Raw genomic sequence first — 17,265 nt, forward strand, 5'->3', positions numbered from 1 at the left:
TATGTCACTTAGCCATTCAAAAGTATTTATAGAAATAACAAATGGTTATGTAGAAGGTATAGATACTCATAAAAGAGCTCAGGGTTTAAAGCATTTTTTCTTGAAAAAAGGGGTTTCTCTTTCTCCAAATATACCTATATTAAACGATATTAACTTTTCTTGCCAAGAAGGAGAAAAAATAGCTTTTATAGGAAGTAACGGTTCCGGAAAAAGCTCTCTTTTGAAACTAATCGCCGGAATATATCCGTTAAAATCCGGTACGGTTAAAGTTCATGGAGATATTGCTGCAATTATAGATATGGGAGTCGGTTTTGAGCCGGAACAAACCGGTCGTGAAAATATAAAAATGTTGATGCTATATAATAATATGTTAGATAAATATAACAGGAAAATTGAAAATGAGATTATAGATTTTTCGGAACTAGGTAATAAAATCGACTTACCGATAAAAAATTATAGTTCAGGAATGTTATCACGACTTGCTTTTTCTGTATCAATATTTCAAAATCCTCAAATTCTATTACTTGATGAAGTTTTTGCGGCAGGAGATAGCCGTTTTATAGAAAAATCTCTTAATTTAATGAAAAGTAAATTTAAAAATACCCCTATTTCGATAATAGTAAGTCATCAAGAAGAAATTATAAAAGATAATTGCTACAGATGTATTTTATTAAAAGACGGCAATATTATAGGTGATGGTACACCATCGGAAATGTTTAAAATCTATAACCAACAACAAGGAAATTCATAAATGATAAAGTATTTTTTTTCTAAAAAATACTGGCGGGCAATAGCATTACTAGTTAAAGCTTCTATAATTAGGCAAAATAAGGATTCTTTTTTAGGTTCTTTATGGGGTTTAATTCAGCCTTTTATTCACATAATGGTAATTTCATATTTTTTCGGTTTTTTATTAAGACAACCGAGAGAATTTATGGTAATGAACTTAGTCGGCGGTATTCCTTTATGGAGTTTTATAGTAAGCAGCCTAACGATTTGTTCAAGTTCTTTAGTTACACGTGATCAAATAATAAAAAAAGTTAGAATTTCTAAGACTTTTTTTCCTGTTGCGGATAGTTTAGGGCAATTATATACTTTAATTTGCTCATTTTCGGCAATGTATTTTGCTTTTATTTTATTATTTCCAGAAAAATTTTCTTGGCAAATAATATTTATGCCAATATTAATTTTGCCCTTAATAATATGTGTGATTAGCGGTTCTATCGCAGTAGCATTTTTAACGCCGTATATTCGAGATATACCACAAATGTTGAGTGTTATTCTTGGAGTTATTTATTGGAGTATACCGATAGTTTATCCTTATTCACTAATTCCGGAATCTAAAAAAATATATTTTGAATTTAATCCGTTCTTTTTAGTTATAAGACCCGTACAAGCGTTGGTGATTGACGGAACATTACCGGATATGATGCTGATAGTTAAGTCTATTATAGTTGCATTTATTACTGTTTGTGTCAGTTATTTAATTTACAGACAATTTTCTAAAAGAGTTATTTATTACTTATGAAACTTGGTTTTAATCTAGATTTTAATGAATTAGATTTAACCGGACTTAAAAAATTAGATCAAATATTTTTAGATTATCTCTTTAAAGCCGATAAATCTCTGCATAAAGATTTAATGTTATTTAGATCGACTCCTCTCTCCATTATTCCACAAGATTATTCCGAATTTTTATTAAAAATCTCTCCTCATTTAGACGATTTTTTAGCAGAGTTATTTTGTATTTCAAAAGAAGTAACGATATCAAGGTTAAAACATAAAGATTTTGATATTATTTATGAATGTAAAAGAAAATTTGTTCAGCGTGTTGCCGTAAAAAAATACCCACCGGAAAAAATAGAAGATATTGATTTTGAAGATGTGTATTTAAAGCTAACTGATTTAATAGGTACGAATTTTACCTCTAGAGAATTTGCCAAACAAATAATTATATGGCAACAGGATGAAGAGAATTTTGCAGAAGAGTTAGATATAGCAGCTAGGTATGCAGCATGCCATTGTCATTCCCGCGAAAGCGGGAATCCAGAAAAATTATATCTAGATCCCCGTTTTCACGGGGATGACATAAGAGATGATGACATCCTATTCAACCTCCCTCAAAAACTAGATAAAGAAAATCTAATAGATAATAAAAAAATATCTAAATATCAAAAGAATCAGCGGTTAGATTTTGACTATACAGATTCTTTTTTAAATTTAGATGAAGCTTTAAACGATTCTCATTATTGTATTTATTGTCATAAGCAGGGTAAGGATAGCTGTTCCAAAGGCTTGCTACAACCTAAAAATCGTCATTGCGAGGAGCGAAGCGACGTGGCAATCTCGTCAAATCTCCTGAGATTGCCACGCTCCTTGCAGTCGCTCGCAATGACGGAGTTAAAACAAGGCTGCCCTTTAAAGCAAAAAATTTCTGAGATGAACTATGTTAAGGCACAAGGCTTTAACTTAAGTGCTCTTGCTATTATTGTTATTGATAATCCGATGGTTGCAGCAACAGGTCATAGGATTTGTAATGATTGCTCTAAAGCTTGTATTTACCAAAAGCAAGATCCGGTAAATATTCCTTTAATAGAATCAAATATTTTAGAAGAAACGCTCAAATTACCTTACGGTTTAGAGATATATCTACTTCTTACCCGCTGGAATCCACTTAATATTTATGCACCGCTACCACAAGAATCTACTAATTATAACATTTTAGTTACCGGGCTTGGTCCTGCAGGTTTTAGTCTTAGCTATTATTTATTACGGTCAGGTCACAATGTCACGGCTATTGACGGCTTAAAAATTATTCCTTTACCTTTTAACGTTCATAAGCCTATAAAATTTTGGCATGAATATAAAAATTTGTCATCAGAAAGAATGCCGAGAGGATTTGGAGGAGTAGCGGAATATGGGATTACCGTTCGGTGGGATAAAAACAATCTTGATATATTGCGGCTGATACTCGAGAGAAATAACAATTTCAAATATTATGACGGAGTAGCTTTAGATTTTAATATAACGAACGAACAGGCTTTCGATTTGGGTTTTGACCATATAGCTTTTTGTATTGGAGCAGGTCAGCCGAAAGTTTTAGATATAGAAAATTTTGAAGCTAAGGGCGTAAAAACAGCTTCTGATTTCTTAATGACTTTGCAAAGCGGAGGAGCATTTTTGAAAAATTCTAATACTAATATGGTAATTAGAATGCCGATTGTGGTAATAGGTGGTGGTCTTACTTCCTTAGATGCAGCAACGGAAAGTTTATATTACTATAAAAAGCAAGTAGAGGAATTTGCCGAAAATTATATAGAAAAAGATTTAACGGATGAAGATAAAGAAATAGCTGAAGAATTTATTGCTCATGTAAGATTATTTAAAGAAGCTAAGAGTAATGAAGAATTAAGAAAGGTTTTTAATAAGCTTGGAGGAGCTACTGTTTATTATCGTGGAAGATTGCAAGATTCGCCGGCATATAAATTAAATCACGAAGAGCTAATATATACATTAGCACTCGGTGTTGATTTTAAAGAAAATATGCAACCTTTAAGGATTAATGTTGATAAATACGGTCATGTGGAATCTGTGGAGTTTGAGAATCGAAACCGTCATTGCGAGCCAACATTATGTCATTCCCGCGAAAGCGGGAATCTAGAAAAAAATAATATAAGCTCCGGTTTAGTTGATTTTAATTTACTGGATTTCCGCCTCCGTGGGAATGACATAATGGACACTGTGGTACTTAAAGCCAAAACCGTGATTATGGCAATCGGTATAGAAAATAACACTCAATTCGATGAGGATAAATATAGTTATTTCGGTGATTGTAATCCTAAATATTCGGGAAGTGTAGTGAAAGCTCTTGCAAGCACTAAAGAAGGGTACGAGGCTATTAATAAAAGACTTATAAATAATGCCCCTAGCTTTAAAAATAGTTATAAAGACTTTATAACGCAGCTTGATTATTTATTGATTAGTAGAATTCATAAAATAAATATTTTAGATGATAAAACTTTTGAGTTGATAATTCATTCGCCGCTTGCTGCTAAAAATTTTAAGTTCGGACAGTTCTTTCGCTTACAAAATTATTCTGAAGATGCTTCTAAGTTAATAGAACCGGTAGCCTTAAGCCCTACAGATATTGATGTAGAAAAAGGTTTAATTAGATTTGTAATTTATGAAGTCGGTAAATCAACTAGCTTATGTAAAACATTATCTGAAAATGAGAAAGTAGTTTTAATGGGACCGACAGGCTCGCCGCTAGAAATACCTCAAAATAAAAAAATAGTTATTGTTGATTCTGAATGTACTAATATAGGCTTATTAAAAGTTCTAAAAGAAAATAATAATGAAGTTATATTTTTTACTTATCCTAATATAAAAAACCATAAATTAACTTCTGTAGATATAGTAATAATTAATGCTTCTCCTGACATAATAGAAGAATTGCAAAGTCTAAAAAATGAAATATTCGGTGAAAATACGGAGCTAATAGTTAGCGTTAATTCATCGATGCAATGTATGATGAAAGGAATCTGCGGACAATGTATACAAAAGGTTAAAGGAGAGCAGAAATATATTTTTGCATGTATTTGTCAAAATCAAAAAGCAGAAATAATTGATTTTAAGAGCTTAAAAACTCGTTTACGCCAAAATTCTTTACAAGAAAAAATTAGCAGCTAATTCATCCATGATTTAATAGCTTCAATTAACTCTTCTAGTTGTTTAGGTGACAATTCACCAATTTTTTTTTGAATTTTATCACTTCTTATAGCACTAATTTTATCAACCATAGTATGAGATTCTAAATTAAGACCATTAAGCGTTGTAGGAGTCAATAACAGGCGAAAAGTTGGGGCATCTATTAAATCCGTTGTTAGAGGGCAAACTGTTATACTGGGATGATTTTTATATAAATTAGATTGAACAACAACAGCGGGGCGAGGTTTACCATAATCTCTGGATATTACACAAGCAACAATATATCCTTTTTTAATTTCTATTATTTCCATTCATCTAGCCAACTTTCTTCATTGTGCTTTAACCACAAATCGGCATCAGGATTGTTTTCTTTACTAGCTAATAAGGATTGACGTCTAGCTTCTTTGGTTAGGTCTGAATTTTCTAGTTGTTTAAGATATATACGTATTGCTTCACTAATTATCCAGCTTTTGCCACGGTGTAAATCATGAGCTGCTTTTTCAAGTTTTTTACTTAAATTTATTTCTAAACGTATACTAGTTGTAATACTTTTTGTCATTTTTATCCTTTTTAATAAATTAAAATAACTCTGCTTATAATATTTAATTGTAACACAATGTGTTACACATTGCTAGTTAAATAAATTCACTTCTCAAAACGACAAAATGCTCTACTACTATCTTGATTAAGAAAATCGATAATTTGCATTACTATAGAATTATTTTTATATTTCTCGGCAACTTGTTTAATACGTTCAGCAAAATTACCTTCACCTGAGAAAATTTCTTCGATAGCCTTTAAGGCATTTAAAGAATCTGCTTTATCAAACCCTTTTCTATTCATTCCGATTAGGTTTAAGCCCTCAAGCACCGCACGTTTACTACTTACAAGCCCGAACGGTATTACGTCTGCTCCGACCGGTGATAGCCCGCCAATCATCGAATATTCACCGATTCTAGCGTATTGATGTACGGCAGATAGCCCGCCGATTATTGCGTAATCACCTACCTCAATATGACCTGCTAGGCTTACGTAATTAGCAAATACTACATTATTGCCGATTTTACAATCATGACCGATATGAACGCCGACCATAAATAAATTATTATTTCCTACTCTTGTCACCATTCCGCCGCCTTGGCTTCCTGCTTGTACCGTAACATATTCTCTAATAGTATTATTAGAGCCGATTATCGTGCTTGATCGCTCATTAGCATATTTTAAGATTTGCGGAGGTTGACCGATTGATGCAAAAGGATAGATTACGGTATTTTCGCCGATTTCAGTAATCCCTTCAATTATCACATGAGATTTTAGCTCAACATTGTCATGAAACACAACTTCAGGACCTACAATACAGTATGGACCGATTTTTACGTTTTTACCGAGCTTTGCCCCTTCTGCGATTAAACTAGTCGGATGTATATTAGAATTTGACACTATATCCCTTACGATTTATCTTTAATCATTGCGGTAAATTTACTTTCTGCAGCCATTTCACCTTCAACTGTAACCGTACTTGAAAATTTCCATACGTTAGCTCTTTGCTGCTCAATAACAGCGTGGATATGCATAGTATCACCGGGCTGAACGATTCTCCGAAATTTTGCATTTTCGATAGCCATTAAAAACACTTCTTTATTCTTAGTAGAGCCTAACGATTTAGCAACTAATATAGCAGCAAGTTGTGCCATAGCCTCAACCATTAGAACGCCCGGCATAACAGGTCTTGCCGGAAAATGTCCTGTAAATTGCGGTTCGTTAACGGTAACGTTTTTAATACCTTTTATTGATTTGTTAAGATCAATTTCAAGTACCCTATCTACTAATAAAAATGGATAGCGATGAGGTATTAAATCCATGATTTCGGTAATATCTATGATCATTTATTTAGGTCTCTTCTTTAATATAAATTTTCTGTCATTGCGAGCGGGCATTATTGCGTGGAACGGTTTTTCCGTCATTGCAAGAAGAATTACGCAGTAATTCGACGAAGCAATCCAGTTAAAAAATTCTGATTTACAGAATTTTTTTAATTATTTTCTAGATTGCCGCGTCGGCTACGCCTCCTCGCAATGACGATTCAGTATTTTTTCAATAGCAAACTACTTTTTTAATTTGCTATTAGAGGTCTTTACTAATTGTTTCATAATAATAGATTGTCTATGCCAATCCATGATAGGAACTGCAGGGCTACCGCCGACAATTTTACCCGCCTCTATATTTTGTGCTACACCGCCTTGTGCCGCTACCTGTGTCCCGTCGCCTATATTTAGGTGTCCGGCGATTCCTACTTGTCCTCCAAGAGCACAATATTTGCCGATTGTGCTACTTCCTGCTATACCTGCTTGTGCTACGATAATAGAACCTTTGCCTATTTTTACACCATGTCCTATTTGCACTAAATTATCTATGCGGCATAAATCTTCTATAATAGTATCTTGAAGTGAACCTCTATCAATAGTAGTATTGCTACCGATTTCAACATTATTGCCGATTTTAACTATACCTATATGGAATATTTTATGATGTACGCCTTTTTCGGTAGAAAACCCAAACCCGTCCTGTCCGATTTTTGCACCTGCAAGTATTACTACCTCATCACCTATAATTGTATAATTTATTGAAACATGTTGTTCTATTCTAGCGTTTCTGCCGATATTTACGCCTCTACCTATAAAACTTCCGGCTTCTATAATACTATTATCACCTATAATAACATCGTCTTCAATAACTACATTGTGACCTATATAACAATTTTTTCCGATAGTCGCCGAATCTGCAACAATAGCGGATTTCATTATTTTAGCAGGGTATGATTTAATAGGAGTATAGAAAAAATCTATTAATTTGCCGTAAGCAAAATATGAATTCTCGGCATGTATTAAAACAGTATTTGGATTTGCTTCTCCCGTAAAATTTTTCGGCACTATACAAGCAGCAGCTTTGGTAGCTTTTAAAAATTCTGAGTATTTAGGATTGCTTAAAAAGCTAATGTCATTTGAAGATGCTTCTTGTAGAATTTTAATATCATGAATAGCTATATCTTCATGAATCTTAGGAGGTTCTATAATATCGTGTAAAAAATCTATAATTGCCGTTAGTTTTCGTGGTCCTAAATTTTTATAAAAATTACTACTTACCATATGAAACTTTAAGCAAATTAATTATTAGCGACAGTATATAAGTGATAGTTTTATTATGCAACAAAATTTACAGGTGGCATAAAAGGTATTGCTAAGTAAAGAATGATATCGTCATTGCGAGGAAAAACTATAAGTTTTGACGAAGCAATCCAGTAAAAAATTCTGATTTACAGAATTTTTTTATTGTTTTTCTGGATTGCCGCGTCGCTTCGCTCCTCGCAATGACGATTTGGCATCCACATAACAATACCTATTTGATTGTAAGATCTAGGAAAAAAATAGATAAATATTAATTATTAATTCTAATGATAGCCTTGTATTATAACAATGCGAGTTGATAACCCACTATTCGCTTTAATCTTGTTGCGTGGATCAATTTTTCCGTCATTGCGAGGAAAAACTATAAGTTTTGACGAAGCAATCCAGTAAAAAATTCTGATTTACAGAATTTTTTTATTGTTTTTCTGGATTGCCACGTCGCTTCGCTCCTCGCAATGACGATTTGACGTCTACGCGGGCAATATCAATTTCTGAAATCAATAATCATATTGACTTGTTTAGAGTTTTGCTTAGAATCATCTTGGAACAGCTAAGGTTGTTCTGGAGTGTAGAAACCTCCATCAACAGGCGGTAAAACCACCGTTAAATTGGTTTATTCCTCGATATTTTACGGTCGGGGAGGTAGTAGTCATGTTCAGGGCTTAGAGTATAACTTTAGCCTAAAAACTACTCAGCTGTTTTTGTTGACGGTGTTTCTAACTCCCTGATCACCAATCGGGCTTTGAATTAGCTTCTTGGTGATCAAACTTGAATCATTTAAGTTTAATCAGGAGAACTAAGCCGTTATGAACACTAAAACAGCAGAAGAAAAAATGGCTATCATTGAGCCGTATCTAGATTTTATTATTAAAGACAAAAATTTATTACGTGAAATTTATCCGAATGGAGTGGGTGAGGTAAATATAGAACTTATTTTAGCTAAAAAACCTTACACATCATATTCTTACTACAAATTAATCAGAAATTTATTCAAATTACCATACCGAAAAATTGTACTTATAATCGATAAACAACTTCCAAAAGCATCGCTTAGTTTATTCCGCTCAATTATTCTCGGCACTTTCTAGGTCTTTTAGGGAGTTTTCAATATTTTGTTTTGTTATGGTTATTATTTTTAAAAACTCCTCTTGTTTTTCTTGCAATAAATCAAATACTTCTTTCGCATATTCCGGATTAGAATCTATTAAATTTCTACTTACCTATAATATTATCTCGTCAACTATTTGTACCAATTCTTTAGCTACAAACTTTACTCTCAGTATAATCATTACCTGAACTGTGTACTGCAAACACCACTCTTGCTAGTTTATTAGCTACTGCAACAGTTGTTTTATTATGCCCATTTCGTTCAGATAAATTAAACATCCACTTGGTAAACTTGCTATAATCTTTTTTAGATTTTTGCTCTTCCGTGGTAAATCTTATCTTACTATTCAGTACTGCTCTTGCTCCTTGAATCAACAAAGTGCGTAAATAGATATCACCTCTTTTACTAATACCAAGCAACTTATCTTTGCCACCACTAGAATGTTGCCTTGGCACTAATCCTAGCCATGCTGATAATTGCCTGCCATTTTTAAAACAACTAGCATTACCTATTGACGCTATTAAGGCTGTAGCAGTTATTAAACCTATACCTGGTATCGTCATTAGTCGTTGGTGATTACTATACTGGCTAGCTATAATTTTTAATCTTTGTTTTAATTCTTTTATTTTTTTATCATTCTCTAGAAATTCTTCTTTTAACTCACTAAACGTTCGATAGCTTAGCTGACTTAAATCCCCTTCATCTAAAATTTCGGTTAATTTTGTCATAATCTTATTGATTCCTTGCGGAATAACAAAACCAAATTCATGTAATAATCCCCTGATCTCATTAACAAGAGCTGTACGATTTTTTACCAATCTCTGTCTTACCCTATGAATAAATAAAATATCTTGTTGCTCTACAGTTTTGATAGGCACAAACCTCATATTAGGTCTTGCTACTGCCTCACATATTGCTTCTGCATCAGCTTGATCATTTTTATTAGTTTTAACATAAGGCTTAACAAATTGTGGAGCCATTAGTTTTACATTATGACCTAATTTTGTTAATTCTCTTGCCCAATAGCTAGAACCACCGCAAGCTTCCATGCCTACTAGACATCTTCTTGGTAAATTAGCCATAAAAGTTATAACCTGCTCTCTCATTAATTTTTTTTTTAATATTGTCTTACCATTTTTATCTACACCGTGAATTTGAAAAATTCTTTTTGCAATATCTATACCAATTGTGGTAACTTCCATATGGACCTCCTTATTGTTGTTTAGGATTCATTTCCTATCCTAGAAGATTAGCTTCTGCTTCTCATTCTGTATATAGGGTAGGTCCATACCATTATTTTTGAAATGAGTATATCACTAACTTCTTTTAAACCTTGTTCAATACCAGAATGTAGAAGAGTATTATGATAAGCATTAGCTTTATTGAATAACTCAGTATTTTCTATCTTTTCAATTAATTTTTTGGCTTCTATTGTATTTTTTTCTTTTATTGCTTTTGTTAATTTATCATATAACACTTCATCAGATTCTATTTCAAAAAATTCTTTTATACCTGCAAGCATAATTTACTCTTATTAAATTTCATTACCTTATTAACCTTAGGTTAATTAAATTATATAAATAAGTTTAGAAATGCAATGGATATTTAATCGAAGATATAAAAAAGTGGGGTTTAAATAAGAAATGGTGGCCACGGTTGGAATTGAACCAACGACACAAGGATTTTCAGTCCTTTGCTCTACCGACTGAGCTACGTGGCCATGTATACTCGTTTTATTTGAAAAATTGGCTACGTCGTTCTACAAGTACTACGGTACTCACGTATAAGCATACGCTGCGTTCCTCGTCTTGTGAACCGATTACTCTTTTCTAAATAAAACTTAGTCTACTCTTCATTTATTCAGAGGATGCCTAAATCGTCATTGCGAGAAGAATTACGCAGTAATTCGACGAAGCAATCCAGTTAAAAAATTCTGATTTACAGAATTTTTTAACTGGATTGCCGCGTCGCTTCGCTCCTCGCAATAACACTTCCTCGAATGACTGAAAAATCAAATACAACAATAAGCTTATAATAGATTAATCGGCTTTTGTCTATTCTTAATTAGTAATATTAGACAAAAATACTTAATATGATATTATGAGCGTTTATTTTTATAACGGTTTTTTATGATCAAAATCGGCAATATAGAACTTTCTTCAAATGTAATTCTTGCTCCAATGTCTGATATTACGGACTTAGAATTTAGAAAATTGGTAAAAAGATTCGGTGCAGGGCTTGTAGTTTCTGAGATGATAGCAAGTCGAGCAATGGTTGTGAAATCTAGGCAGTCAATGCAAAAATGTGCTATCGTGCATGACGATCCGACAAGTGCATGCGTGCAGCTAGCCGGCTGTGAGCCGAATGTAATAGCTGAAGCTGCTAAAATGAACGAGGATATGGGGGCAAAGATTATCGATCTTAATTTTGGTTGTCCGGCGAAAAAAGTAGTAGGCGGTTATGCAGGTTCAGCTCTAATGAGGGATGAACAGCTGGCAGCTAAGATTTTTGAAGCGACGGTTAAAGCGGTGAAGATTCCGATAACGGTTAAAATGCGTATGGGCTGGGATGATAATACGAAAAACGCTCCGACTTTGGCTAAAATTGCTGAAAACTCAGGGATTCAAATGGTTACCGTTCACGGTAGAACGAGATGTCAGTTTTACTCCGGTAATGCCGATTGGGATTTTATACGATCAGTTAAAGAAACGGTGAAAATCCCGGTTATTGCTAACGGTGACATCACTAATTTTGCTAAAGCAAAAGAAGCCCTGCAAAAATCCGGTGTGGATGGTATTATGGTCGGTAGAGGAGCATACGGCAAACCTTGGATTATTTCACAAATTGATCATTACCTTAAAACCGGTGAAGAAAAACCTGCTCCCTCTATAGCAGAGCAGCTAGATGTCGTAACCGAGCATTATAACGCAATACTTGATTATTACGGCGAATCTGTGGGCGTACCTATTGCTCGTAAGCATATTGGTTGGTATAGTAGCGGTTTGCCGAGTTCAGCAGAGTTTAGAGGTGCCGTTAATTTGATGAACGACCCCGCAGAGGTAAAAGAGAAAATTGCAGAATTTTATACGAGCGTTATGGAGACGAATAAATGAAAAGAATTTTAAGTTTTATTTTTATAATATTGTTTTTTAATTTAAGCTATGCAAGTGAAAAAGCAGCGATTATAACTGATTATAAACCGGTATTTTTGCCTGTAATTGCTGAGAATAAAAAAATAAAAATCGCTATTCGTTCTTATTTAAATAATGAAAAATCATATTTCGTTTTAGTAGACCCGAATTCTTTTAAAACTGAGTTAGTCCTACAAGAGCCGGTAACTTTACCTACGAATAAAATAGAAAAACAAAGCCTTCTAAAAAAATTAAATAAAACTCCGTATATTAAAGCTTTAAATAAATACAACTCTGCACCTTATATGTTACAAAATTATGGTGCTACGAGTAGCATGTATAAAGTAAAAGGTCAATTTCTTACAATTGATATGTGTCCTTCTTCCAAAAGCTTTGAAGAAGATTTTTTTAAAAAGCTCATAGAATTATCGAGCAAACTAAATAAACCTATTCCGATTGCTATATGTGTTTCAGGCTTATGGATTAATAAGCATACAGAAGAGTTCTTATGGTTATTAAAGCAACAAGAAAACGGTTATTTACAAATAACATGGGTTAATCATTCATTTAGCCATCCTTACTTTAAAGATAAACCTCTTGAAGATAATTTTCTTCTTTCCAATAAAGATGATTTTGAAAATGAAGTATTAGAAGCAGGGAAAATATTAGTAAGTTATAATATTGCTCCGTCGCCTTTCTTTCGTTTCCCAGGATTAGTTTCTGATCAAACATTAATAGAAAAGCTAAAAGATTTAGGATTTATTCCGCTTGGCAGCAATACATGGCTTGCTAAAGGCGAAAAAGTTCAAAATGGTTCTTTTATATTGGTACACGGTAATAGTAACGAAAAAGCCGGAATAGATTTAATTATGCCTATGTTACCGGAATTAAAGTTACTTCCTATTGAAAAGGCGTTTTTATTACATGGCAATTGATTAGTTAAATATTAAAATTGGAGCATCAATGACTCAAGCAGTAAAATCACCAGTAATTATAAATAAATACGGCAAACTTCTTATATCACCTGAAGAATATGAGAAATTTAATCAGTTTGAAGATATGTACTGGGCAATGCAAGCAAGAAATGCAAGTAAAAGCGATTTTTTATCAGAGGAAGAGAGTAAAGATTTTTTAGATAAGATGTTAAAGAAATAGATATGATTATAACTTAATTTTTCTAGTAGGACTTTTATCTCTTTGAATATCAAGCTTTGTACCGAATAACGGAGAAGCTTGTAAAAAATCAATAAGGAAAGATTCTGACGAATTTGTTATAATGCTATACAAACGTTTGTTTTCGTCTAATACTTCTAGATTTACTTCGATTAAAGGTTGCGTGAGTAAATGCTTAATAATTTCAGACCATTCTATTAAAATTAAATTGCCGTTTAATGCCTCTTCAAATCCAAGTTCGTAAATTTCTTCAGGTGATTTAAGACGATACAGGTCATAGTGATAGATAGTAAAGTTAGATGCTTTATATGTTTGCAGTAAGTTAAAAGTCGGGCTTATAATGCTCGTATTTTCACCGCAAAAATGTTTAATAATTTCACGACAAAAAAATGTTTTACCTGCTCCAAGGTCACCGTTAAGTAAAACTATATCATTTGGCTTTAAGCTTTGTGCAAAGAGTTTTGCAAGTTTTTTTGTCTCTTCTTCATTATTTAGCGTATGCATTTTTTAACTTGATTAATCATTTGTAAATATTGGTTCTGAAAAGTGTTTGAATGAATATTCTGAACATTCCAGTTTTCGCTATTTAATATTATTATTTTAGCGTTTAATTTGTCGTATAATCGTGAATTTTGTTCGTTACTTAAAATAAGACATTTGTTATTAGACTCTTTAATTAAATCTTCTAGCTTGCTTATATATAGTAGGCTTTTTTGACTTTCGCTATATAATTTTGCAGTTTTAATATTAGTATTAACAAAAAAATACTCGCTACTATCACTTAATAAAATTACGTCTTTTATTGCTCTAAGCTCATTATTTTTAATTTCTTGTAGCTTGTTTAATTCTTTAAGTGCTGCTGAAAGGTTATTATTAATATCTTCTTGTAGCTCAGGAAAATTTTTACTAAATATTCGTGCAAATTCTTGTAGTAAAATTCTTACATTATCAAGATCAAGCCAAATATGCCAATTATCTTTGATAATTTTTAAAGATTTAATATCGCTAGTTTTGATAATATTTTTGCTATGATTATCAATTAATTTTTCGGCAAAACCGTCAAATTGTTCATTAATATAAATAGCTATATCGGCATTTTTAACTTTAGCAAGATCACTTGGCTTTATATTATGGTGATGAGGGCAATCATTGTTTACTGCTAAACTCTCGATATCAGCTTTATCCTTAACAAGCATTGCGGCTATACTAGCGATTGGCGTAATACTTACAACTATCTTAGGCTTAGCGTAGCTAGTAAGGCTGAAGAATGTAAGACATAATAAAATTGTCATTCCCGCGAAAGCTTGCTTGCGTTGATACCAAATCGTCATTGCGAGCGACTGAAAGGAGCGTGGCAATCTCAGGATTTTGGCACGAGATTGCTTCGTCAAAATTTTCAATTTTTCCTCGCAATGACGGCTTGATATACTCGTTCTCATAACTTTTCCAACAACTCCAATTTAGTAAGTTTGAAATCCTGCTCTATCCAAAAATTTTTTAGATATTCCAGTTTTGCACCTATCTCTTTTTTTTCTATATTCATATTTAACAAATCATTACCGTTTACTTGGAATTTCGGACGTAATAACGCATCATATTTATGTATAAATTCTTTTACTTGTAAATAATCTAGTTTACCGATTATGCTAGCTGCTAATAAATATTCCTTATAATCCTTCTTTTCAAACCAAATTTTCTTTATATTAAATTCAGTATCATTCAGAAAGTTTAGTATCGATAATATTTGCATTGCTTCATGTTTTGAGAATTTCCAATCAAGAAGAAGTTTTGAATCTAAATTTTTTTGGTATAATAGGAGAGCATATCGAGTAGCTAATTCTAATTTAAAATCATTTGCCTGCTCAAAAATTTTTATTTCATAATTTTGGATAGAGAATATTAGTTCTAATATTCCTATTTCAAACATAGCTTCTAAAATTTGCGGGGCTCTTTTTGAAACGATGATTTTATCCATTTCGCTTTTTATTCGCTCTCGTGATAAAGTTTTCAAGCCGTTTTTTAAATCTTTACATGCTTTAAAGCTTCCATCATCAAGCTGCTTCGCATAATAGCTAGAAAACCGAAAAAAACGTAGAATTCGTAAATAATCTTCTTTAATTCTATCTAGAGCTTTCCCTATAAATACAACCTTTTCCTGCTGCAAATCCTTAAATCCTTCAAAATAATCATATATCTCGTTCTTAAAGGGACAATAGCTTAAAGCATTAATAGTAAAATCTCGTCTTGCGGCATCTTCGGCAAAATCGTTTGTGAATATTACTTTGGCATGTCTGCCGTTACATTCGATATCTTTTCTGAGAGTTGTAATCTCAAATTTTTCCTCGTTTAAAATAGCCGTAATCGTGCCGAATTTTAAACCGGTCGGGATGGTTTTTATATTATAGTCAAATGATTTGAATTCACTTACATCGTCTCTCGTCGCTCTCCTATTATCTATAGGTTTCGCTCCTCGCTCCTTGTAATTAAATCCAACTGATTTGACTATAGCTTTCGATAAAATATTTATTACTTCATCCGGTATTAAATCAGTAGCTATATCGATATCATAGCTATCTTTCTCAAGTAACGCATCTCGTACACAGCCACCGATAAGCCTTGCTTGCCCTTTTTCATTTAAAAGGCTCAAGATTTTTCTATATCCTTTTGAGGAAATTTTTAATGTTTTATGTATAATTTGCATTATTCGATTTTACCGTACATTCTTTTTTATTGCAAAAGATAAGTATAACAGGGCTTTTTTTAAAAAAATCGTGATTAATCGTTATTAAGCTCCCGTGGCATTTAGCTTTGTAATTGAGATTGATATGAATTTCGGCTTTTTCACAATGATTATTGTTATTAATGACAATTTTCTGTCCGTGATTAGTTATGAAAATATTATCTTTTAAAGGTAACACCATACTATCTTTTTGTTCGAACCAATTAGCCCAATAGGTTCTATTAAATGTAGGCATTTTATCGGCATAAATTATAAGCTTTTCGTCTTTGTCTTTAATGCCTACTGCCATATGATTTGTGTCAAATATTAATTCCGGCTTTGGAGAGTAGAACATAAATATAAAAGATATTATCATAATTACAAGACCAAGCAAATGCCACGAAGTTTTCCATATACAAATCCAAAAAAAACCGAATAAAAAAAGTAAAATACTAAAATTGGTAATATAACCGAAATACCATACCGCTCCTTGCAGATTGTTAAAATAATTTGCTGATCTAATTATTATCTCAATAAAAAATCCCATGATCATTAATATATAGCTATCAAACCCAATCATAGTAAAAGGCAGAGATAGCAAAGCAAGCGGCATAAGGAAGAATGATGTTATTGGAACGACAATAAGATTAGCCGGTACTGAGTATATAGAAAATATGAAGAATTGATTAATTACCACCGGAGCGGTTATAATACTTGCTAAGGAAGCTTGAATAAATATTTGAAGCCATATAAAATTTTACTGCTCCAAAAATGCCTTTATTTTCCCCAATTAACCACGAATTTTTTTAAGTAAAACTCGAAACCTGCAACAAGTGATAATACGGCGATAAAAGATAATTGGAAGCTTGGATGAAAAATATATTCGGGATTTAACGATAATATTACAAAAGCCGCAATTGCGAGTGAACGAAGAGGAAAGCAAGAGCGTCCGATAATAATACCAAAGATGAAGATTGCAGCAGTAATAAAAGCTCTAGTTGCTGCAATTTGCATACCGCTTAGCTCTAAATAACCAAAGCTTCCTATTAGCGAACAATAAGCAGAAATTAATTTTATATTGAAATTATACGCTAAATAATTTGAGAGATTTAATAAAAATCTTGTAGTTACGAAAATAATCATCACAACTAAAGATAGATGCAACCCTGAAACGCAAAGCACGTGCGATATACCGCTTTGCCTCATATCCTGCATTATTTGCCTGTTTAGCCCTTTCGTCTC

General features: G+C 32.6%; 17 protein-coding genes, 1 tRNA gene and 4 pseudogenes. 7 read left to right on the forward strand and 15 right to left on the reverse strand.

Annotation, left to right across the window (positions count from 1 at the left end):
• Nucleotide 1 precedes the first annotated feature (1 nt).
• The 3 genes from BN1174_RS03915 to BN1174_RS03925 are packed head-to-tail and all read left to right on the forward strand — an operon-like array spanning nucleotide 2 to nucleotide 4,689.
• Nucleotides 2–751: an ABC transporter ATP-binding protein gene (locus BN1174_RS03915; protein WP_040256682.1), complete on the forward strand. Its 750-nt coding sequence runs from the start codon at nucleotides 2–4 to the stop codon at nucleotides 749–751.
• Entirely contained in the window at nucleotides 752–1,528 is a 777-nt protein-coding gene (locus tag BN1174_RS03920) for an ABC transporter permease (RefSeq protein WP_040256684.1), read from the forward strand.
• On the forward strand, nucleotides 1,525–4,689 hold the full coding sequence (locus BN1174_RS03925; RefSeq protein WP_040256686.1) for an FAD-dependent oxidoreductase: 3,165 nt from the start codon (nucleotides 1,525–1,527) through the stop codon (nucleotides 4,687–4,689). Before BN1174_RS03920 ends, BN1174_RS03925 begins: the two co-directional genes overlap by 4 nt.
• Here the strand turns inward: BN1174_RS03925 and BN1174_RS03930 are convergent.
• The 6 genes and pseudogenes from BN1174_RS03930 to BN1174_RS13070 all read right to left on the reverse strand — a co-directional run.
• Complete coding sequence (locus BN1174_RS03930) at nucleotides 4,686–5,018, reverse strand: type II toxin-antitoxin system PemK/MazF family toxin (RefSeq protein ID WP_040256687.1); 333 nt, start codon at nucleotides 5,016–5,018, stop codon at nucleotides 4,686–4,688. The genes BN1174_RS03925 and BN1174_RS03930 overlap by 4 nt on opposite strands.
• Complete coding sequence (locus BN1174_RS03935; RefSeq protein WP_040256689.1) at nucleotides 5,009–5,266, reverse strand: CopG family ribbon-helix-helix protein; 258 nt, start codon at nucleotides 5,264–5,266, stop codon at nucleotides 5,009–5,011. Before BN1174_RS03935 ends, BN1174_RS03930 begins: the two co-directional genes overlap by 10 nt.
• Before the next feature lie 86 nt (nucleotides 5,267–5,352).
• Nucleotides 5,353–6,147 carry an acyl-ACP--UDP-N-acetylglucosamine O-acyltransferase gene (gene lpxA, locus BN1174_RS03940; protein WP_040256691.1) on the reverse strand — a complete coding sequence of 265 codons (795 nt, stop codon included), beginning with the start codon at nucleotides 6,145–6,147 and terminating at the stop codon, nucleotides 5,353–5,355.
• Between the two features lie 8 nt (nucleotides 6,148–6,155).
• Nucleotides 6,156–6,593: a 3-hydroxyacyl-ACP dehydratase FabZ gene (gene fabZ / locus BN1174_RS03945; RefSeq protein ID WP_040256693.1), complete on the reverse strand. Its 438-nt coding sequence runs from the start codon at nucleotides 6,591–6,593 to the stop codon at nucleotides 6,156–6,158.
• Nucleotides 6,594–6,812: 219 nt separating this feature from the next.
• Nucleotides 6,813–7,853 (reverse strand): UDP-3-O-(3-hydroxymyristoyl)glucosamine N-acyltransferase, encoded by a 1,041-nt coding sequence (lpxD, locus tag BN1174_RS03950; RefSeq protein WP_040256695.1) that lies wholly within the window; start codon nucleotides 7,851–7,853, stop codon nucleotides 6,813–6,815.
• A gap of 377 nt (nucleotides 7,854–8,230) precedes the next feature.
• Nucleotides 8,231–8,355: pseudogene (locus BN1174_RS13070) on the reverse strand (lytic transglycosylase domain-containing protein); the annotation flags it as partial.
• A gap of 343 nt (nucleotides 8,356–8,698) precedes the next feature.
• Here BN1174_RS13070 and BN1174_RS03955 point away from each other — a divergent pair.
• Nucleotides 8,699–8,980: a hypothetical protein gene (locus tag BN1174_RS03955; protein WP_040256697.1), complete on the forward strand. Its 282-nt coding sequence runs from the start codon at nucleotides 8,699–8,701 to the stop codon at nucleotides 8,978–8,980.
• Nucleotides 8,981–9,149: 169 nt separating this feature from the next.
• Here BN1174_RS03955 and BN1174_RS03960 read toward each other — a convergent pair whose 3' ends face one another.
• From BN1174_RS03960 to BN1174_RS03970, 3 genes are all read right to left on the reverse strand, one after another.
• Nucleotides 9,150–10,202 carry an IS110 family RNA-guided transposase gene (locus tag BN1174_RS03960; protein WP_040255744.1) on the reverse strand — a complete coding sequence of 351 codons (1,053 nt, stop codon included), beginning with the start codon at nucleotides 10,200–10,202 and terminating at the stop codon, nucleotides 9,150–9,152.
• Between the two features lie 47 nt (nucleotides 10,203–10,249).
• Nucleotides 10,250–10,522, reverse strand: a complete 273-nt coding sequence (locus BN1174_RS03965; protein WP_040256699.1) for a hypothetical protein — start codon at nucleotides 10,520–10,522, stop codon at nucleotides 10,250–10,252.
• 122 nt (nucleotides 10,523–10,644) lie between these two features.
• Nucleotides 10,645–10,720, reverse strand: a tRNA-Phe gene (locus BN1174_RS03970).
• Between the two features lie 409 nt (nucleotides 10,721–11,129).
• On the opposite strand from BN1174_RS03970, the gene dusB reads away from it, so the two are divergent.
• The 3 genes and pseudogenes from dusB to BN1174_RS12665 form a co-directional block, all read left to right on the forward strand.
• Entirely contained in the window at nucleotides 11,130–12,113 is a 984-nt protein-coding gene (dusB, locus tag BN1174_RS03975) for a tRNA dihydrouridine synthase DusB (RefSeq protein WP_040256701.1), read from the forward strand.
• The gene (locus tag BN1174_RS03980; protein ID WP_040256703.1) at nucleotides 12,110–13,066 is read left to right on the forward strand and encodes a polysaccharide deacetylase family protein; all 957 of its coding nucleotides are present in this window, start codon (nucleotides 12,110–12,112) and stop codon (nucleotides 13,064–13,066) included. The genes dusB and BN1174_RS03980 overlap by 4 nt, the downstream gene beginning before the upstream one ends.
• 124 nt (nucleotides 13,067–13,190) lie before the next feature.
• Nucleotides 13,191–13,277 (forward strand): annotated as a pseudogene (locus BN1174_RS12665) (type II toxin-antitoxin system Phd/YefM family antitoxin); the annotation flags it as partial.
• A 15-nt stretch (nucleotides 13,278–13,292) separates the two neighbouring features.
• On the opposite strand, the gene tsaE reads toward BN1174_RS12665, so the two are convergent.
• The 6 genes and pseudogenes from tsaE to BN1174_RS12675 all read right to left on the reverse strand — a co-directional run.
• Entirely contained in the window at nucleotides 13,293–13,808 is a 516-nt protein-coding gene (tsaE, locus tag BN1174_RS03990; RefSeq protein ID WP_040256707.1) for a tRNA (adenosine(37)-N6)-threonylcarbamoyltransferase complex ATPase subunit type 1 TsaE, read from the reverse strand.
• Entirely contained in the window at nucleotides 13,796–14,596 is an 801-nt protein-coding gene (locus BN1174_RS03995; RefSeq protein ID WP_231555783.1) for a metal ABC transporter solute-binding protein, Zn/Mn family, read from the reverse strand. Before BN1174_RS03995 ends, tsaE begins: the two co-directional genes overlap by 13 nt.
• Entirely contained in the window at nucleotides 14,556–14,717 is a 162-nt protein-coding gene (locus BN1174_RS11665) for a hypothetical protein (protein WP_231555784.1), read from the reverse strand. The genes BN1174_RS03995 and BN1174_RS11665 overlap by 41 nt, the downstream gene beginning before the upstream one ends.
• Before the next feature lie 22 nt (nucleotides 14,718–14,739).
• Nucleotides 14,740–16,005: a palindromic element RPE2 domain-containing protein gene (locus tag BN1174_RS04000; RefSeq protein WP_040256711.1), complete on the reverse strand. Its 1,266-nt coding sequence runs from the start codon at nucleotides 16,003–16,005 to the stop codon at nucleotides 14,740–14,742.
• A 190-nt stretch (nucleotides 16,006–16,195) separates the two neighbouring features.
• Nucleotides 16,196–16,399: pseudogene (locus BN1174_RS12670) on the reverse strand (ComEC/Rec2 family competence protein); the annotation flags it as partial.
• 87 nt (nucleotides 16,400–16,486) lie between these two features.
• Nucleotides 16,487–17,229: pseudogene (locus BN1174_RS12675) on the reverse strand (ComEC/Rec2 family competence protein); the annotation flags it as partial.
• Nucleotides 17,230–17,265 lie beyond the last annotated feature (36 nt).

Origin of the sequence: Rickettsia hoogstraalii (genome assembly GCF_000825685.1) — a bacterium.
Classification (GTDB): domain Bacteria; phylum Pseudomonadota; class Alphaproteobacteria; order Rickettsiales; family Rickettsiaceae; genus Rickettsia; species Rickettsia hoogstraalii.

Bases quoted from the DNA above. Each gene is read 5' to 3' on its own strand.
- BN1174_RS03965 (WP_040256699.1), bottom strand. From the start codon at position 10,522: ATGCTTGCAGGTATAAAAGAATTTTTTGAAATAGAATCTGATGAAGTG.
- dusB (WP_040256701.1), top strand. From the start codon at position 11,130: ATGATCAAAATCGGCAATATAGAACTTTCTTCAAATGTAATTCTTGCT.
- lpxD (WP_040256695.1), bottom strand. From the start codon at position 7,853: ATGGTAAGTAGTAATTTTTATAAAAATTTAGGACCACGAAAACTAACG.
- BN1174_RS03995 (WP_231555783.1), bottom strand. From the start codon at position 14,596: ATGACAATTTTATTATGTCTTACATTCTTCAGCCTTACTAGCTACGCT.
- BN1174_RS04000 (WP_040256711.1), bottom strand. From the start codon at position 16,005: ATGCAAATTATACATAAAACATTAAAAATTTCCTCAAAAGGATATAGA.
- BN1174_RS03980 (WP_040256703.1), top strand. From the start codon at position 12,110: ATGAAAAGAATTTTAAGTTTTATTTTTATAATATTGTTTTTTAATTTA.
- tsaE (WP_040256707.1), bottom strand. From the start codon at position 13,808: ATGCATACGCTAAATAATGAAGAAGAGACAAAAAAACTTGCAAAACTC.
- BN1174_RS03935 (WP_040256689.1), bottom strand. From the start codon at position 5,266: ATGACAAAAAGTATTACAACTAGTATACGTTTAGAAATAAATTTAAGT.
- BN1174_RS03925 (WP_040256686.1), top strand. From the start codon at position 1,525: ATGAAACTTGGTTTTAATCTAGATTTTAATGAATTAGATTTAACCGGA.
- fabZ (WP_040256693.1), bottom strand. From the start codon at position 6,593: ATGATCATAGATATTACCGAAATCATGGATTTAATACCTCATCGCTAT.
- BN1174_RS03915 (WP_040256682.1), top strand. From the start codon at position 2: ATGTCACTTAGCCATTCAAAAGTATTTATAGAAATAACAAATGGTTAT.
- BN1174_RS03960 (WP_040255744.1), bottom strand. From the start codon at position 10,202: ATGGAAGTTACCACAATTGGTATAGATATTGCAAAAAGAATTTTTCAA.
- BN1174_RS03920 (WP_040256684.1), top strand. From the start codon at position 752: ATGATAAAGTATTTTTTTTCTAAAAAATACTGGCGGGCAATAGCATTA.
- BN1174_RS03955 (WP_040256697.1), top strand. From the start codon at position 8,699: ATGAACACTAAAACAGCAGAAGAAAAAATGGCTATCATTGAGCCGTAT.
- BN1174_RS03930 (WP_040256687.1), bottom strand. From the start codon at position 5,018: ATGGAAATAATAGAAATTAAAAAAGGATATATTGTTGCTTGTGTAATA.